Here is a 15,531-nt window from a genome sequence, read left to right as displayed (position 1 = left end):
GTCCGCAGCTCCAATGTACCGCCCGAGAGGTCGACGGTGGTTGTCAGGTCGCCGGTGACCGCCAACGTTCCCGATGACACGCTCGTAATGCCGATCGCCGAGTTACCCCCGAGCGTCCAGCTGCCGCTCGCCCGCACAGCGAGCGTATCGAAATTGATGAAGTCGTTGTCTGCTGTGCCCGAACCCTGCAACAGCAGCGCGTCGGTCGCTCCGCTTGCCGTGCTGCCGATGGCCTCGCCGATCAGCACAGAGCCCGTCTGCAGCGTCAGCGTGTTCTGGCCAGTGCCGGCGAAATCGACCGCGGCCTGCGCTCCGCTGATGGTGCCGGCGTTGGTCACGGTGCCCGAACCGCCGGTTACGTAGACGCCGTATCTGGCGCCGGTGATATATCCGCCGGTCTGGTTGGTGACCGTGCCGCCGCCTGTCAGCGACACGCCATCGCCCAGCGTCAGGGTGACGTCATGCTTAGTGACCGTCACAGAAGTCGTGCCGGTGATGGAGCCGGCGTTGATCACAGAGACGGGGCTGACCGCGGCGATAATGCCGCCGTCGCCGCTGATCGTCCCGCCTGCGTCGTTTGTTACCGTGCCGCCGCCTCCGGCGGAGGCCTTGCTGGGATTGCCAGCCAAAATGCCAACGTAGGCACCGGATATTGTTCCGCCCGAGTGGTTGGCCACAGTGCCACCGTTCTGCAAGTCGATGCCTAGAAGAGTCCCGGTGAGCTTGCCCCAGTTGGTTACAGTGCCGCCGGCGCCCAGACCGACGCCGTAGCTCCCGCTGGGGTTATTGCCGCTGATCGTCCCGCTGGCCTGGTTGGTTACCGTACCGCCGGTTTGAAGCCACACCCCGCCGGCGATGCTGCCCGTGTTGGTTACCGTGCCGGTACCGCCTGTGATGTAAATCGAACCGCTAATCATCCCACCGGCCAGATTATTCGCCGTGCCGCCGCTACGCAGCGAAATGCTTTCCTGGCTTGAATCGATCGTGCCGGCGTTGGTCACCGAGCCGACCCCGCCGTAGATGTAGACGCCGTGGTTGCCGCCGATCATGCCGCCAGCGCTGTTGGTGACCGTGCCACCGGCACGCAGTCTGATGCCTTCGTCGTTTGAGTTGATCGAGCCGGCGTTGATCACGGTGCCGAAGCCGCCTGAGATGTAGACGCCCCATAGGTTGGCACCGATTATCCCGCCGGCGTCGTTGGTGACCGTGCCGCCGGCTTCGAGCTGCACGCCTGCGCCATAGGTTGCCGTCGCGGTGATCGTGCCAGCGTTTGTCACCGCGCCCACCTCGCCGTAGATGCCGACGCCGTCAAAGGTACCGCTGATCGTCCCGCCCGCACTGTTGGTCACCGTGCCGCCGGCCCAAAGTACGACTCCGATGTCGGTGATTCCGCCGCTGATGGTTCCCCCACTCAGGTTGATTACCGTGCCCGTGCCGCCCACAATTCCCAAGCCGAAGCCGTACACCCCCTTGATATAGCCCGCGTTGGTCACGGTGGCGCTACCGCCTATCTGAACGCCATCGCCACCGGTGATTGTCCCGCCGGCCTGGTTGATGACCGTGCCGTTGGCCAAAAGCCACACGCCGACGGACGCGTAAGTTGGGGCCCCTCCGCCAATGATGGCGCCGGAGTTGGTCACCGTACTCTCCGATTGCAGGAAGATGCCTGCATTCAATCCCTCGAAGATGCCCTGATTCGTGACGGTCCAATTGGCTGTGGCGTCGCCATAAACCGCAGCGAAAGACGCTGGCAAATAGACTCCGACACCGACAGCCACTTCGCCTTGGGCGTCGAGCACGTTGATGTTGGTCCCAGGGCCGAAGGTAATCGGGTTCTCGCCGGCGGTGAGGATGTAGGTCGTGGTCTGCACGGGGGTGACGGTGACCATTGGTTTACCTCAGAAAAATCGAGAGGCGCATCGCACCCCAGCCTGGGCAATTGCCGCCAAAGTGGCCGGCGGTCGGTGCTTCGCCATCTGCGCACCCATCGTCAACGCAATGCTAAGGCAGAACCCGCGCATCTCGGTCCGGCCGCGCGGATATTCACATTACGCTCGAGACTGGGATCAACGATTGGATTTGGGCTCGCCATGATCGCACCTCGATGTCGTCGTGGTTGGCGGCAGGAGTATCAAACTCGTTCGCAGGCAAGGGATCGGTCAGTCCCCAAATAGAAGGCCGATGGCAAAAGCAAGAACGTGAGAATTGTTTTTCCGACGCAAGCCGCCTCTATCGGCGATCGTTGCCGCAGCGAAAGGAGGTAGGACGGTTTCGCACATGGCGAACCCCTGGAGGGCATGGAATGCTCTCACCGCGAGCCTTGGACGGAGTGATCAATCTAGGCGCAGCCAATTAGACCCTAATCAAATCTTCGATTTGTCATCTGCGCAGATGACATAGTTCATAAATCCTTCTGACGTGAGATGGTATCGAACCCATGCCGGGCCAGCAAAGCGAATAGTTCTGCCCGGCTTCCTAACTCAAGGCTGTCATAGACCCGACGAATGTGCTCATGCACGGTTGGCTCGCCGATTCCGAGATTTTTTGCCGCCTTCGCCTCAGTCCCGCCTCGCGCCAGCTCGACAATCACTTCGCACTGGCGGATCGTCAATCCCAGCCGCTCGCGCAGCCGGGCCGGGGTCGGCGCCTCGCTGTATTGGTTCAGACCTATAATTTTCACAGTCATGCGGCCAGCACCCGAAAGACCGACACCGTCGGGACAAGGGTGGACCTGGATCACCCACTGCTCTGGGCCGTGCTTGAATAACGGCAACTCGCCGCCTCGTCCGCCTGATACCATCTTGGTGACGATCGAATTGGCTTTTGCGTCCTGAATCTCCAGCCGACCCCTGCGCAACCGTGCGACCTTGCCCGCTTCCAGCATGGCCCTCCCGGCTCGATTTGCATGCTGTAGCCGGGCGTCGCGGTCAACCAACAGCAGGGCATGATTTATTTCGTCCAGCATCAGATTCGCGGCGATCAGATCCGCGGCGGTTTGCTCCCGATCCAGGCGGATACTCAACGCCCGGCCGAAATGATGCGCGAAGCGGCCCAACCGGGCCAAATCAGCCGATTCAAAGTCGACGCGCGTCCTATCCCGAAATGCGACAACGACGGCCGAAATGCTTTCCTTGAACAGCACCGGAAAAGCCATGACGCCGTCAAACTCCTGCGGCTTGAACCAATCGGCGTAAAGCTCCGTTCGTTTAAAGGTACCCTTCGTCATCACCATTTGATCCGTCAAAGGCTGACGTCTCCGACCGATCTCGATCCATATCTTGTTGGTTGGCGCGAGGCGTCGATAGGTCGGGGTCAGGTTTAGATCTATGCCGTGATCCGTGAGGCCTCGAAACTGGTGGGTTTTCATGTCCTGCATTCCGAGACCGACGCCGACCGCGGATAACTGGCTCGCAATTTGCGTCACCGCGGCAGCCCAATGAGCGTCATCGCGGATACCTTCATATATCAGTCTAATGAGACGATCATATTGGTCGGCCATTGCGAATCCTCGCGCGACCTAGCTCCGGTCGGTTGTCGTCAATGAAGTTGGAATCGTTGCCGTTGTCCGGGGCTTTCTCTCCGAGCCAACGCACTCAGCTTGATGCCAGACATATCTTCATCCCCCGACGACCGATCGCTTCAAGCCGGCATTTAAAGGCAAGTGTCGCCAATCCAATCGGCGTAAGTGCTTCGCAATCTGCAGAAATGGTCCATGGCGATACGGAGCCAGAACCCACGCACCTCCGACTGACAGCTGGTTTTCCAAGGCTAGTGCAGGATGCAAAAGATTGAAAGCAAATACTCTATCTTTGGTTGCCGAACGCGCAGCAGGTCGGGCCAACGCTGATCGATCGGTTGCAAATTCCTCTGGCTTGCATGGTTCAATTGGAAGTACCTTGTGGCGCAGTTACGCCAAGCGCTGTGAGTTCTTTGATCATGGCTCCCCCGAAGCAGGATGACCCGCGGGCGGATTGCAGCTGTGGCAGCGGGCTCAAGGCCGATCGCTGCTGCGCGCTCGACTGGACGGCGTCGTGGCCGCAGGCTGCGCAGGCCCTCGATGGCGCCCGCAATGCGCTGGTTGCGGGGCGTGACGCTGAAGCCGAGCGTCTACTCGTCGACATCCTGGAGCGTGAACCCAACCATCTCCGTGGATTGATGCTGCTTTGCGAGATTTGTACGGCGCAGAACCGAACCGCGCCGACCGAGGCCCTGTTGGCGCGGATCGTACGCCTCGATCCCAACCATCTGATTGCGAACCAGAGGCTGGCCCTGCTTCTGTTCGGCAAAGGCTTGTTGGTCCAAGCCGAAAATTACGCCCGCAACGCGGTACGGATCGCTCCGAACGATGCGCAATCGCACAATCTGATGGGCATGATCATGACGGAAGCCCAGCGGCCCCAGGTCGGCGAGTATCACTATCGCCGCGCGCGGGAGTTGCTCCGCGAGCCCAGCGCCATCCTGCTCGCCAACCTCGCCTGGAATCTGAAGAACCAGGGACGAATGGCGGAGGCGCGACTACTGTATCAGGAGGCGGTGGGTCTCGATCCAACCATCTTTCAAACCCTCTACGGCTGGGCGCAGATGGAGGAGACCGATCGGGATTTTGCCCGTGCCGGCGAGTTGCTTGATGCCGCGGAGCGGCTATCGCCGCGCAATCCGAATGTACTGCTGCAGCGAGCAGTTCTTCATGGCCGCGTCGGGGACTATGACAAGGCGCTCGCCGCTATCGATGAAATCGAGCAACGCCGCGATGGCGGCGGCCTGGGGCCGATCGAATGGAGCGAGAAGGGACGTCTGCTCGACAGGATGGGGCGCTACGCCGAGGCGTTCGCGGCCTTCAGCGAAGCCAAGAGAACGCTGCGTGCACGCACCGGCCGAACCTATCAGGCAGAGGAGGCCAAAGCACTGGTACGGCGCTTGACGCGCTTCTTTGTCGCCGCCCGTCTGCAAATTTTGCCGCGCGCCGGGGTGCGGACCGATGTCGCCCAGCCGATCTTCATCGTCGGCTTTCCCCGCTCCGGCACCACCATGATCGAACAGATGCTGAGTGCGCATCCGCGTATTGCCGCCGGCGACGAACTGCCTGTCATCAACGAGCTGACCGGATTGTTGCCGCGCATGCTGAATAGCCCATTGTCCTATCCGGATGCGCTGGCGGAGCTTTGGTTCGGCGATCAGGCCGAGGGGCTTGAAAATCTGCGCGACTATTATCTGCAGCGTGCGCGCCAACTCGGCGCATTGCGCAGGACCGCTGACTGGTTTACCGACAAAATGCCTCTCAATGAGACCCATCTGGGCCTTATCGGACTTGTCTTCCCGCAGGCGCCGATCATTCATCTGCTGCGCCATCCCTTGGACGCGGTGCTTTCAACTTTTTCCAATCACCTGACGCACGGCTTCTACTGCGCTTACGATCTGACCAGCATCGCTCTGCACTACGTGCTGGTGATGGAGCTGGTCGAGCACTACCGCCGCGAAATGGCGCTACGATATCTGTCGGTGAAATACGAGGACGTGATCGTTGGGCAGGAGACGATGGTACGTGAAATGCTCGGCTTCATCGGCGCCCCCTATGATCCGCGGTGCTTGGATTTTCATGAAAACCGGCGCTATGCCAGGACGGCCAGCTACGCCCAGGTAACGGAACAACTCTACGACCGTTCGCGCTTTCGCTACCGAGCCTACCGCGAACAGCTGGCGCCGGTGATTCCCATCCTGGAGCCAATCATCCATCGGCTAGGTTACACGATTGATCATTAGCGTGGCGGTAACCTCTTCCATTCGAATTGCCTCGATCGCCTTTCGTGATCGACTTTACCCAAACCGCTTCTGACGGTTTGGGGAAAGCCCCTGAAAAGCACAAGAAAATCAGAGTGAAAGCTGGCGCTCCCTAGGGGAATCGAACCCCTGTTTCAGCCTTGAGAGGGCCGTGTCCTAACCGCTAGACGAAGGGAGCAATGATGTTTCAAGGGAATAGCCTTGAAAACGGCTGGCCGCAAGGCGAGTCCTGGTTCAGGGCTCGCTGACGAATCTCAGCTGGCCCTTGGGCTGCAGCGTACGGGCATCGAAGGTGCGGATTTCGGTCGCCCCGCCGATATCCAGCATCACCACCAGCCGGTCGCCGGCGATGCCGGTCGTGACGATGCGGGCGCCTTTCGGCAGTGTCGCCGTGACGTCGGTGGCCACCGCGCTTCCCTCGGTGCGGAAAAGGCGATAGCCGATGGCGATCAGAACCGCCGCGACCGCCAGCGCCGTGGTAAGGCCCGCAATCAGCATCAGCCGCCGCACCCGCGCGAACAACGCGGCCTGCTCTTGGGTCGGTTCGGGCGCAATCGTTTCGGTCATGCAACACTCTTTAAGGCAAAACTCTTCAGGGATCGGCTCTTCTTTGGAACAAGCTTCGAATAGCGGTCAACAATTGGAGGTCACCGTCGCCGGCGACGAGGGATCGGCCCGGCTCGACCGCGTGCTGGCCGTGCGTCTGGCGGAACTGTCGCGATCGCGGCTGAAAGCCCTGATCCAGGCAGGGCAGGTCGCCGTCAAAAGCGTCCCCGTTCGCGACCCCGCTTATCACGTCACACCAGGCGATACGATCACAATCGACGTGCCGGAGGCGGTCGCCGCCGAGCCACGGGGCGAGGATATCGCGCTCGACATTATCTATGAGGATGACGACATCATCGTCATCGACAAGCCCAGCGGCCTCGTGGTGCATCCCGCCGCGGGCCATGAGACGGGAACGCTGGTCAACGCGCTGATCGCCCATTGCGGCGCGAGCCTGTCGGGGATCGGCGGCGTCAAGCGGCCGGGCATCGTGCACCGGCTCGACAAGGACACCACCGGGCTGATGGTCGTGGCAAAAAACGACCGCGCGCACCAATCGCTGACCGCCCAGTTTGCCGATCACGGCCGCACCGGCGCGATGCGCCGCGGTTACATGGCCATGGTCTGGGGTGTGCCGCACCGCCAGCGCGGCAGCGTCGATGCCCCGATCGACCGCCATCCGCATGCAAGGGAGAAAATGGCGGTGCGCGAAGGCGGCCGCGACGCGGTCACCCATTGGGAAATTCAGGAAAGCTTCCAGGGCCGCGACGGTAAAGCGATCGCGGCGCTATTGGCCTGCCAGCTGGAAACCGGGCGCACCCACCAGATCCGGGTGCATCTCGCTCATATCGGCCATCCCCTGATGGGTGACGGCGTTTACGGCCCGCACTTCAAAACCAAGGCTGGCCATCTCGGCCCCAAGAGCCAGGCCGCACTGGCTGCCCTCGATCGCCAAGCGCTGCATGCATACCTGCTGGTGCTGGAACACCCGCAAACCGGGGCCATCATGAAGTGGATCGCGGATTTACCCGACGACCTGACGCGCCTCAGAAATTCGCTGCAGGCGACGCAATGACGCAGGTCTCCTGAAAAAGCACAGCTATGCCAATACGTTATATTAGCCACACGGGGACGTGACCCCTGTTATCCTTCCAAATCGACCCCGATTCAGTGTATGTTGCAGCTGCGTTGAATATATACCGTGGAACATCGCAGCGCGACTGGCTTTGACAAAGCGGCCGCCTGCCTGGCCCGCCGATGTCGGGGGCCTGAACCTCTGGAGGGCGCTACACAATGGCCCGTACAGCTACCTTGCCGGTTCTCAATGGAGAATCCGGCTTATCCCGTTACCTCGCCGAGATCCGCAAGTTTCCGATGCTGGAACCCCAGCAGGAATACATGCTCGCCAAACGCTGGCGCGAGCATGACGATCGCGACGCGGCACATCACCTTGTTACCAGCCATCTCCGGCTCGTGGCCAAGATCGCCATGGGCTATCGCGGCTACGGATTGCCGATCTCCGAGGTCGTCTCGGAAGGCAATGTCGGCCTGATGCAGGCGGTCAAGCGGTTCGAGCCCGACAAGGGTTTTCGTCTCGCTACCTACGCCATGTGGTGGATCAAGGCCTCAATACAAGAGTACATTCTGCGTTCCTGGTCGCTCGTGAAGATGGGCACCACTGCGAACCAGAAAAAGCTGTTCTTCAACCTGCGCAAGGCGAAGAGCAGGATTTCCGCACTGGATGAGGGTGATCTGCACCCCGACCAGGTCAAGCTGATTGCCAAGCGCCTCGGCGTGACCGATCAGGACGTGATCGACATGAACCGAAGGCTGAGCGGCGATGCCTCGCTCAACGCCCCGATCCGGGACGACGGTGAGGCCGGCGAATGGCAGGACTGGCTGGTCGATACCGCGCCCAACCAGGAAGCCATCATGGCGGAGCACGAGGAGTTCGATCATCGCCGCGAGGCGCTGAACGGCGCCATCGGCGTGCTCAACCCAAGGGAACGCCGCATCTTCGAGGCGCGGCGCCTGGCCGAGGAACCGATGACGCTGGAAGACCTCGCCGCCGAGTTCGGCGTGTCGCGCGAGCGTGTGCGGCAGATCGAGGTGCGCGCCTTCGAGAAGGTGCAGTCCGCCGTCAAGGGCACCATTGCCAGGCAGGAACAGGCGGCGCTGGAAGCCGCGCATTGATCCGACGAATTGCGCGACAGAGGAAAGCCGGCGGCAACGCCGGCTTTTTTGTTGGCGCTGTCGCAGGTGCCGGTCCCGGTAGGCCGCCTCAATAATGAGGGGAAAGAGTGCTGAGATAGTCCGATAGCGTGGTGGGATCGCCGCGCGTGCTCTGCCGCAGCGGCTGGCCGCTCAACAGCACGCCGGCCTGGGTCTTGTAATCAGGAGGCACATTGTCGGTCGGCGCCAGCGGCTGGCCGAGGATCTTGCGGTACCTGTCATAGGCCTGTTGGGTCCCTACGAAGATGCAGACGCAGTGCTGCGGTTCGGCATAAAGATAGCGCACGGCGTCGCCAACCCCGTTGACCACGAAGCGATGCGCCGGCAGCGTGCGCAGCGCTTTTTGTCCAGCCGGATCGTTGGCGAGCTGAACAAGAAAGCCGGCGGACGACAGATAAAAGCTGTTCTTTTCCAGGAACGGCTTGCTCGGCGCCTCCACGGCGGCGACAACCGAGGCGTAGAGCGACAGCACAACGGCCGGAAACAGGCGCAGGGCGCGGATGCCAAAGACCCGAAATAGATCACGATGGCTCGCTGCGACCGGCCAGATGATCGATGCTGACATTGCAAATTCCCCTGCCTGAGCCTTGCCTGTTGCGCCAGCTATAACGCCGAACAGTGCGCCAAGATTGTGTTGCACGGCGAGCGGCCTCCAGCCGACCAGGAATAATGCCCTACGGCCCCCACTGCCGCGCCAGCGTAGCCAGCGCGCAGCCCTCGCAATAGCGGGCGTCCTTGAAGTCGATCCAGTCATGGGCGTAGACCCGCTGCAGCGGAATGTCATAGCGGGCCCGTATTACCTGCACCAAAACCCGCCACGCCGCGATCTGCGCCTCGGTCGCGCCGCGCGTCACGTCGGGATAATTGCCGGCGAACTCCACGCCGATTGAATTGCTGCCGATCACCTGGTGATAGGTCGGCCCATTGTCGATGAACTTATTGTCGTTGCGGTTGGCGCCGTCGCCATGGGTCGGCACCAGATCTTCCGGCACCGCCCAGTACACCGTGCCGTCGGTTTCGACCCAGACCGTGACGCCGCGCCGCGTCGGGTTTCTGGCCTGCGCTTCGGCCCCGCCGCGCGCCGAGCCGGCCGGCCCCTCGGTCTGGTGCACGATGATGTTGCGCCAGGGATGGGCCTTTGCCACCTCACCCCACGGCGCCAGCCAGACCATCTTGAGGCCGGGGATCTCGGGCCTGCCCGATGCCTTGGCGATGGCCACAAGGTCGGGCGTCTGCGCCGCTGCCGGGGTCAAGATGGCGACGCAGAGCAGCACCGCGAGCAGGCGGAAATTCATCGGTCTCACATCCCGTGCGAAGAAAAGCACGCACTGGATAGCACGCTTCAGGCGTGCCAGCGCAGGGCTGGTTCGGGCTTTGCGCCATGCCCGGGCGCCAGCGCCGCCGACGGGTCATAGACCGCATGGCGGTTCTTGCCGGCCTTCTTGGCGGCGTACAACGCAGAATCGGCGGCCGCGATCAGCCGGTCCGGGAAAAGGCCGATCTCGCCGGTCCACTGCGCCACCCCGATCGAAAGCGCGATCGGGATGTCGGCGCCGACGCAGGCCTCGGCGTCGGCGCGGCAAACATCCAGGATGCGGCGAGCGATGACCGCGCCGTCATGCAGGGTTGAGGCGGGCAGCACGATGCAGAACTCGTCGCCGCCGCTGCGCGCCAGCATATCGCCGGAGCGCAGCCGGGTTTGCGCCATCAGGGTAAAATGCTGCAGGCAGGCGTCGCCTGCCGCGTGGCCGTGCGTATCGTTGATCGCCTTGAAACCGTCGAGATCGATCACCAGCAGCGCGAACGGCTGGCCGCTTCGCTCCGACCTCGAACATTCCTCGACCAGGCGCTGCGACAACAGCCGCCGGTTGCCAACGCCGGTGAGATCGTCAAGCAATGCCAGGTCGGCGACTTCATTGCGCAGCCGATCCATCGCCATCAGCAGGAAGCCGAAATTCCACGCATTGGACAGGAATAGCAGCCCCAGCCCCAGCGCCGCCTGCAGCGGATTATAGTGGATGAAGGAGAAATCGCCACCGACATGCAGCAGACTGCCGCCGGCGCGGATGACATTGATCGCCACGATGACAATTGTGACCAGGCCCGACAGCCGAGCGCCGGGGTTCTTGCGACCGTCCTGCCCCGACAGCAACAGTCCGAGCGTCAGCGCCAGCGGCAAGGACTGGCCCACCGAATAGACCAGCATCCGCATCGGCAGGCTGTCGATGCCGATCGTGAAGAACGTCAGGCCGGCGAAGCTTAGTCCTGCGATCAGCGCGGTGCCTCGCCAGGAGGGCTGTTGGTCGTAAAACCGCCTGATGCCCATCGCCGCAAGGCAGGCAGCGAAAATGATCAGGGTGCCGGCCGCGAGCAGCGGCAACAGCGAATCGATGGCGAGGCGCAGCGTCGCCAGCGCCGAGCCGGCGGCTGCGGCAAACGCCGCGCCAGCCCAGAACCGGGCGGCCGGGAATTTGGGATAGCAGCGCGCGACATACGCCCAGAAAAGAGCCTGGGCGAGGAAGTTGACGACGAACACCGTCCACAGCGTCGGAACGCTCAGCATTGCGAATGCGGAGAGCGAATGTCTCTGCCTCCCCTGTTATCGGACGGCCAGGCCATGACGATCCTCCTTGCTGGCGGCCAAGGTACGGTCGAGCGCTTAACGGAGGCTCACCGCGGCGCAGTATATCCGCGCCGTGGTTTTGAATTGATGAAGATTGCAATGATGCATCGAGGCACGCTCTGATCGCGCGTTGGTCCCAAGGATTTGTCGCGCGATGCGGATCGCATTTGAGCCTTGTTAACCCTGACAGGGCGCAACCGGTATCAGCGCTCCAAGGATCAGGCGCGCCGCGCATCGCGACGGACAACGCGCATCGCGCCAGAGAAAATGTGCCAAAACAGCATAACAGCTGTGGATAACGCGATTACACCGGGGTGACAGCGCGGGGCAGTGGCCCGCGAATCTGTTGGGATCACATTTGAGGATGTTGCGAGGCTGGGCCTCCGCCGAGCATGCCTCGTGTGGCGTTTCCATCCATTGAACACTGAGAGGATGCTATGGCTAAGAAAGCGAAGAAGGCTAAGAAGGCGAAGAAGGTCAAGAAAGCCAAGAAGAAGTAAACTTTTCAAGCCCGGGTGGAGCTTCGCTCTGCCCGGGTACCCGGCGCGCTCAGATCAACTTTTGCTCAGGCGCGAGCCTTGAGCCCGCCTCCCGGTCTTTAATGATAGCGACGATGTCCTCACCCTTCGGGGCATGAGTGAGGGCTATTGTTCGCAGCGGCCAATGCCGGGCCTCATGGTTCGGGTTGGTGCAGGTGCGGCTCGCCCATGAGAAATGGACATCTACCGGTCCGCGAACGCCAATTTTGCGCCGAGTGCGGCAAACCCGCCGGCGAAGGCGCGGCGCAGCCATGCCATCACTCTTGGCCTCGTGACGACGCGGTCGCGGACACCGGCTGCGAACAGGCCATAGGCCACGAACATCGCCAAGGTCATTGCCATGAACGCGCCGCTCAGTTGCAGCATCCGCCACTGCGGATGGCCTTCATCCACCGCGATGAATTGCGGCAGGAACGCCAGGAAGAAGATCGACAGCTTCGGGTTGAGGATGTTGATCAAGAATCCGGTAACGATCGCCCGCCGGGACGAGCGGCCGTCGGCTCCGGCATCGACCTTGAGCGCACCTTTCTCGCGCAGCGCCTGCCAGGCCATGAATAATAGATAGATCACCCCGCACCATTTCAGCGCCGCGAAAGCCAGCGCGCTGGTGTGCAGCACGGCGGCGAGGCCGAGCATGGCGGCTGCGATATGCGGGACGATCCCGAGCGTGCAGCCAAAGGCCGCAGCGATGCTGGCGCGGGAGCCGTGCGTCAGTGCCGCCGCCAGCGTATACAGCACGCCGGTGCCCGGCGACGCTATCACGATCAGCGAGGTCAAAAGGAACGCAAGAGACATCGGCGGTACTCCGTCAAGGTGTTGCAGAACCAGACTAAGCCATCGCAGCACGGGGAACAAGGCGTCGGCGCGGGCTTGCCTTTTGGTGCGCCGGATAGGTAAGACGGCAAAGGCGGGGAAGCAGGACAACGCGTGAAAATTGAGTTTGTCATTCCGGGATGTGCCTTGGGTCGGCGCACGCCGACCTGAGACGAAGGCCCGCAATGACCGTTTCTACGTTGCGCGTCACGCTCACCTTCCCACCAATTGATCGGCGAAATAGGCGATAGTCTTGCGGTAGATCGTGGCGTGATTCCATTCGCGCATGGCCTCGAAGTTGGCGCTGCCTTCGTCGTAAGGCGCCCCCATCTTGAAGCCGTTGGTGTGCAGCAGGTTGGCGGTGGAAGCGAGTACGTCGGGCACGCTGTGGCGCAGATCGACGCGGCCGTCGCCGTCGAAATCGACGCCGTATTTGATATAGGACGACGGCAGGAATTGGGTCTGGCCGATTTCGCCGGCGAAGGCGCCGATCATGTCGCGCAGCGGCAGGTCGCCGCGCTGCACGATTTTGAGCGCAGCGAGCAATTCACCCTGGAACAGTTCGGAGCGGCGGCAATCATGCGCGAGCGTTGCCAGCGTGCGGATCACCGGCAATTTCCCCATGTCGCCCTTGCCGAAATCGGTCTCCAGCCCCCAGATCGCGACCAGGATCTGCCGCGGCACGCCGAACCGCGCCTCGATGCTCGCCAATAGCGCGGCGTGGCGCTGCAGCATCGCCCGGCCGCCGTTGATGCGCCCCGATCCGACGCGGGTCGAGACATATTGCTCGAAGCTCTTGTTGAAGGTGTAGCGCTGGCGGCGGTCGAAATTCAAAACCGCCATGTCCTCGCCCACCCCCGACAGCGCCGAGCCGATCACGCCCTGCGAGATGCCGGCGGATGCAGCCTCCGACGAGAAGCTTGCCACGAAGGAACTGAAATCGCCGCCGCAGCGGGCGGCAAAGGAGGGGGTGGCAATGGTGACGGCGCAGAAGAGGATAAAGGGACGAATGATGGACATGTCGAAATGATTCCTTACGAGGACGCCACGTTGCGCCGTCCGGATTGCGGTATCTCGTTTGCTTCGACCAGGCGAATGCGTTTGCTGCGTCAAGCCACCGCATCCCGGGCAAGCGCCCCTGCCGCCTCGATCTCCCGCCGCAGCCAGCCCGGCGCAGCATCGAAGCCGTTCGGCCAGCTCGGCGCACCATCCTCAAGGAATACGCGCTCGAAGAAAGCGGGATCGCGCAGGGGTTCGGCCATCGGCCCCCCCTCGCTGACGATCGTGGAGAAATCATACTCTCCCGCCATGCCGCCGCTAAAGGTGGCGCGCAGCCGATGTCCACCGAGACATTTGATTTTTGCGACTTTAATCATCATCGAGGCCCGCGATCCTGACCAGCGGCGTACCGGCCCGTGCTCGCCGCCAATTACGCAATTCCATAGAAATAAGCAATTGTCGGCACGTCTTCACCAATGTCCCTTCCACCTGTTCCACGCAAACAGCCCATCGGCAAAGCGATCATAGCCAAAGCGCGTCAGCGGCAGCATCAGGCGATTGCCGAACAGCCTCGCCAGCCAGCCTTCGCCTGATGTCATCCGCCAGATCGCGATCATGACATCGGCGCCGACGATGAGACGGCCGGCGGCGTCGGTGGCATGCAGGCGGCGCCTGATGTCGTCGAGCGAGGCGCCATAGGCTGCCAGCGCCGTGGGCTGGTCGTTGATGTCACGGAATGCGAGGCGGCCGGCACGCACCGCCGTCAGCAGTTTGTTGCGCTGCCAGTCGATCCCGGCGTCGCAGACCGGACAACGGGTATTGTACCAGACTACCAGGCTAGGCGCCGTCATGATGTCGAGACATAGGCCTGATCCCATTTTGCGCGGATGTTGCCACGTCAACTGCCTGAAGGCCAAAAACGGCTTCTGCGCGGCACTGTTTGAACGGGCGGCGACTTCTGATAAATTGATTGACAGCGCCAGTGCAGCCGAGCGAGCGATGCCAGAAGAGGTTCAAAGCCGGACAAAAATACCCCGCCGCGTTCGGTTTTGGCAGGTGCCGCTGTTCCGGCTGCTTTTAATCAACTTGGCCACGGGAACGGCGCTGGCGGCGCTTTTGGTCGGTGGCCTGCTGGTGCTCAATCCCTTTGGTCTGCGCGATCTGATCCTCGCCGACCGCGAGCCCGGTACCGCGCTCGGGCTGTTGCTGTTCGGGTTCGTCGTCACCTTCGGTTCAACAGCGATGGGCACCGCGATCATGGCGGCCGGGCAGTGGCAGGCCGACGACGAAGGCCCCCGCGGGCCGCCGCGACTTTTGGCGCAACCGCTGAGCAAGTCCCGGGCGCGAGCCGGGCGCCAGCGCTGACAGTCCCGGCCCCGCGCCGACGGCGGCGGGCTTCGGCCCGCCGGAACTATCCCGAAAAGCAGGGCTATCCAGGCGATCGGGAAAGTTGTGTCTGCGAGAGACAGCACCTTTTCCCTGATAAGCCCTGTTAATACAGGTCCGGAAACAGGGGCATGCAGTTTCCAGTGTTGATTCGCAGGGTGGGCAAACGCGCTCTTCGCGCCGTGCCCACCCCTTGCTTGAGTAAGCTGGTGGGCACGCCATCGGCTCGCGCATTCGCGCGACCCGGTGGCTTTGCCCACCCTTCAAATTTCCGATGCACTTTTCAAACAGCCACGCAAAGATAGTCTGAGATCGTCGTTGCGAGCCAACGGGTCGCGCGAACGCGCGCCCGATGACAGGCTCCGCGAAGCAATCCAGCTTTGCCGCCGCGGAGAGAAAGCTGGATTGCTTCGTCGCAAGGGCTCCTCGCAATGACGGGCACTTTTAGCATACGTTCGCAGCCCCGCGGCGCGAGGCGCCCGGGCTGTTGCAGGAGACTTCCGCCCAAACAGAGGGCGTGGGGAATGCCGGATGCCCAGTGGCACCCGCAGCCTCGCGTGCAGAAAACGGCCATCACGCACACGAGTATTCACAGCGAGGCACCGGAAAACACCC

Annotated in this window: 14 protein-coding genes and 1 tRNA gene; 4 read left to right on the top strand and 11 right to left on the bottom strand. The window is 62.2% G+C overall.

The genetic code is table 11. The annotated features are described in order from the left end of the window. Nucleotides 1-1,889: beta strand repeat-containing protein (locus ABSG20_RS13680; RefSeq protein WP_423865037.1), on the bottom strand; the 1,889-nt coding region annotated here is incomplete at its 3' end. 512 nt (nt 1,890-2,401) lie between these two features. Beyond that, nucleotides 2,402-3,499, bottom strand: a complete 1,098-nt coding sequence (locus tag ABSG20_RS13675; protein ID WP_423865036.1) for a helix-turn-helix transcriptional regulator — start codon at nt 3,497-3,499, stop codon at nt 2,402-2,404. Nucleotides 3,500-3,936: 437 nt separating this feature from the next. Between ABSG20_RS13675 and ABSG20_RS13670 the strand changes: the two genes are divergently transcribed. Next, nucleotides 3,937-5,760, top strand: coding sequence for a sulfotransferase (locus tag ABSG20_RS13670; protein ID WP_423865035.1), 1,824 nt, complete (start codon nt 3,937-3,939; stop codon nt 5,758-5,760). 121 nt (nt 5,761-5,881) lie between these two features. On the opposite strand, the gene ABSG20_RS13665 is transcribed toward ABSG20_RS13670, so the two are convergent. Both ABSG20_RS13665 and ABSG20_RS13660 read right to left on the bottom strand, forming a co-directional pair. Further along, nucleotides 5,882-5,956: transfer RNA gene (locus ABSG20_RS13665), tRNA-Glu, on the bottom strand. A gap of 56 nt (nt 5,957-6,012) precedes the next feature. Then, on the bottom strand, nt 6,013-6,345 hold the full coding sequence (locus ABSG20_RS13660; RefSeq protein ID WP_423865034.1) for a hypothetical protein: 333 nt from the start codon (nt 6,343-6,345) through the stop codon (nt 6,013-6,015). On the opposite strand from ABSG20_RS13660, the gene ABSG20_RS13655 reads away from it, so the two are divergent. Further along, nucleotides 6,344-7,399: an RluA family pseudouridine synthase gene (locus ABSG20_RS13655; RefSeq protein WP_423865033.1), complete on the top strand. Its 1,056-nt coding sequence runs from the start codon at nt 6,344-6,346 to the stop codon at nt 7,397-7,399. The two genes, ABSG20_RS13660 and ABSG20_RS13655, sit on opposite strands and share 2 nt — an antisense overlap. A 218-nt stretch (nt 7,400-7,617) precedes the next feature. Beyond that, a complete protein-coding gene (gene rpoH / locus ABSG20_RS13650; RefSeq protein WP_423865032.1) occupies nt 7,618-8,517 on the top strand; it encodes an RNA polymerase sigma factor RpoH in 900 nt (299 codons plus the stop codon). 88 nt (nt 8,518-8,605) lie between these two features. On the opposite strand, the gene ABSG20_RS13645 is transcribed toward rpoH, so the two are convergent. The 7 genes from ABSG20_RS13645 to ABSG20_RS13615 form a co-directional block, all read right to left on the bottom strand. Further along, nucleotides 8,606-9,121: a hypothetical protein gene (locus ABSG20_RS13645; protein WP_423865031.1), complete on the bottom strand. Its 516-nt coding sequence runs from the start codon at nt 9,119-9,121 to the stop codon at nt 8,606-8,608. A 109-nt stretch (nt 9,122-9,230) separates the two neighbouring features. Further along, nucleotides 9,231-9,851, bottom strand: coding sequence for a peptidoglycan recognition protein family protein (locus ABSG20_RS13640; RefSeq protein WP_423865030.1), 621 nt, complete (start codon nt 9,849-9,851; stop codon nt 9,231-9,233). A gap of 47 nt (nt 9,852-9,898) precedes the next feature. Further along, the gene (locus ABSG20_RS13635) at nt 9,899-11,119 is read right to left on the bottom strand and encodes a sensor domain-containing diguanylate cyclase (RefSeq protein ID WP_423865029.1); all 1,221 of its coding nucleotides are present in this window, start codon (nt 11,117-11,119) and stop codon (nt 9,899-9,901) included. A 782-nt stretch (nt 11,120-11,901) separates the two neighbouring features. Then, nucleotides 11,902-12,513, bottom strand: coding sequence for a LysE family translocator (locus ABSG20_RS13630; RefSeq protein WP_423865028.1), 612 nt, complete (start codon nt 12,511-12,513; stop codon nt 11,902-11,904). A 231-nt stretch (nt 12,514-12,744) separates the two neighbouring features. Continuing rightward, the gene (locus ABSG20_RS13625; protein WP_423865027.1) at nt 12,745-13,551 is read right to left on the bottom strand and encodes a lytic murein transglycosylase; all 807 of its coding nucleotides are present in this window, start codon (nt 13,549-13,551) and stop codon (nt 12,745-12,747) included. A gap of 89 nt (nt 13,552-13,640) precedes the next feature. Beyond that, nucleotides 13,641-13,910 carry a DUF2442 domain-containing protein gene (locus ABSG20_RS13620; protein ID WP_423865026.1) on the bottom strand — a complete coding sequence of 90 codons (270 nt, stop codon included), beginning with the start codon at nt 13,908-13,910 and terminating at the stop codon, nt 13,641-13,643. Between the two features lie 90 nt (nt 13,911-14,000). Next, complete coding sequence (locus ABSG20_RS13615) at nt 14,001-14,381, bottom strand: thiol-disulfide oxidoreductase DCC family protein (RefSeq protein ID WP_423865025.1); 381 nt, start codon at nt 14,379-14,381, stop codon at nt 14,001-14,003. Between the two features lie 148 nt (nt 14,382-14,529). Here ABSG20_RS13615 and ABSG20_RS13610 point away from each other — a divergent pair, with 148 nt between their 5' ends. Continuing rightward, a complete protein-coding gene (locus tag ABSG20_RS13610; protein WP_423865024.1) occupies nt 14,530-14,895 on the top strand; it encodes a hypothetical protein in 366 nt (121 codons plus the stop codon). Nucleotides 14,896-15,531 lie beyond the last annotated feature (636 nt).

It is taken from the genome of Bradyrhizobium sp., from assembly GCF_049512235.1.
Lineage (GTDB): Bacteria > Pseudomonadota > Alphaproteobacteria > Rhizobiales > Xanthobacteraceae > Bradyrhizobium.
The sequence above is the reverse complement of the archived record's forward strand: the minus strand, read 5'-3'. Positions and strand labels throughout refer to the sequence as shown.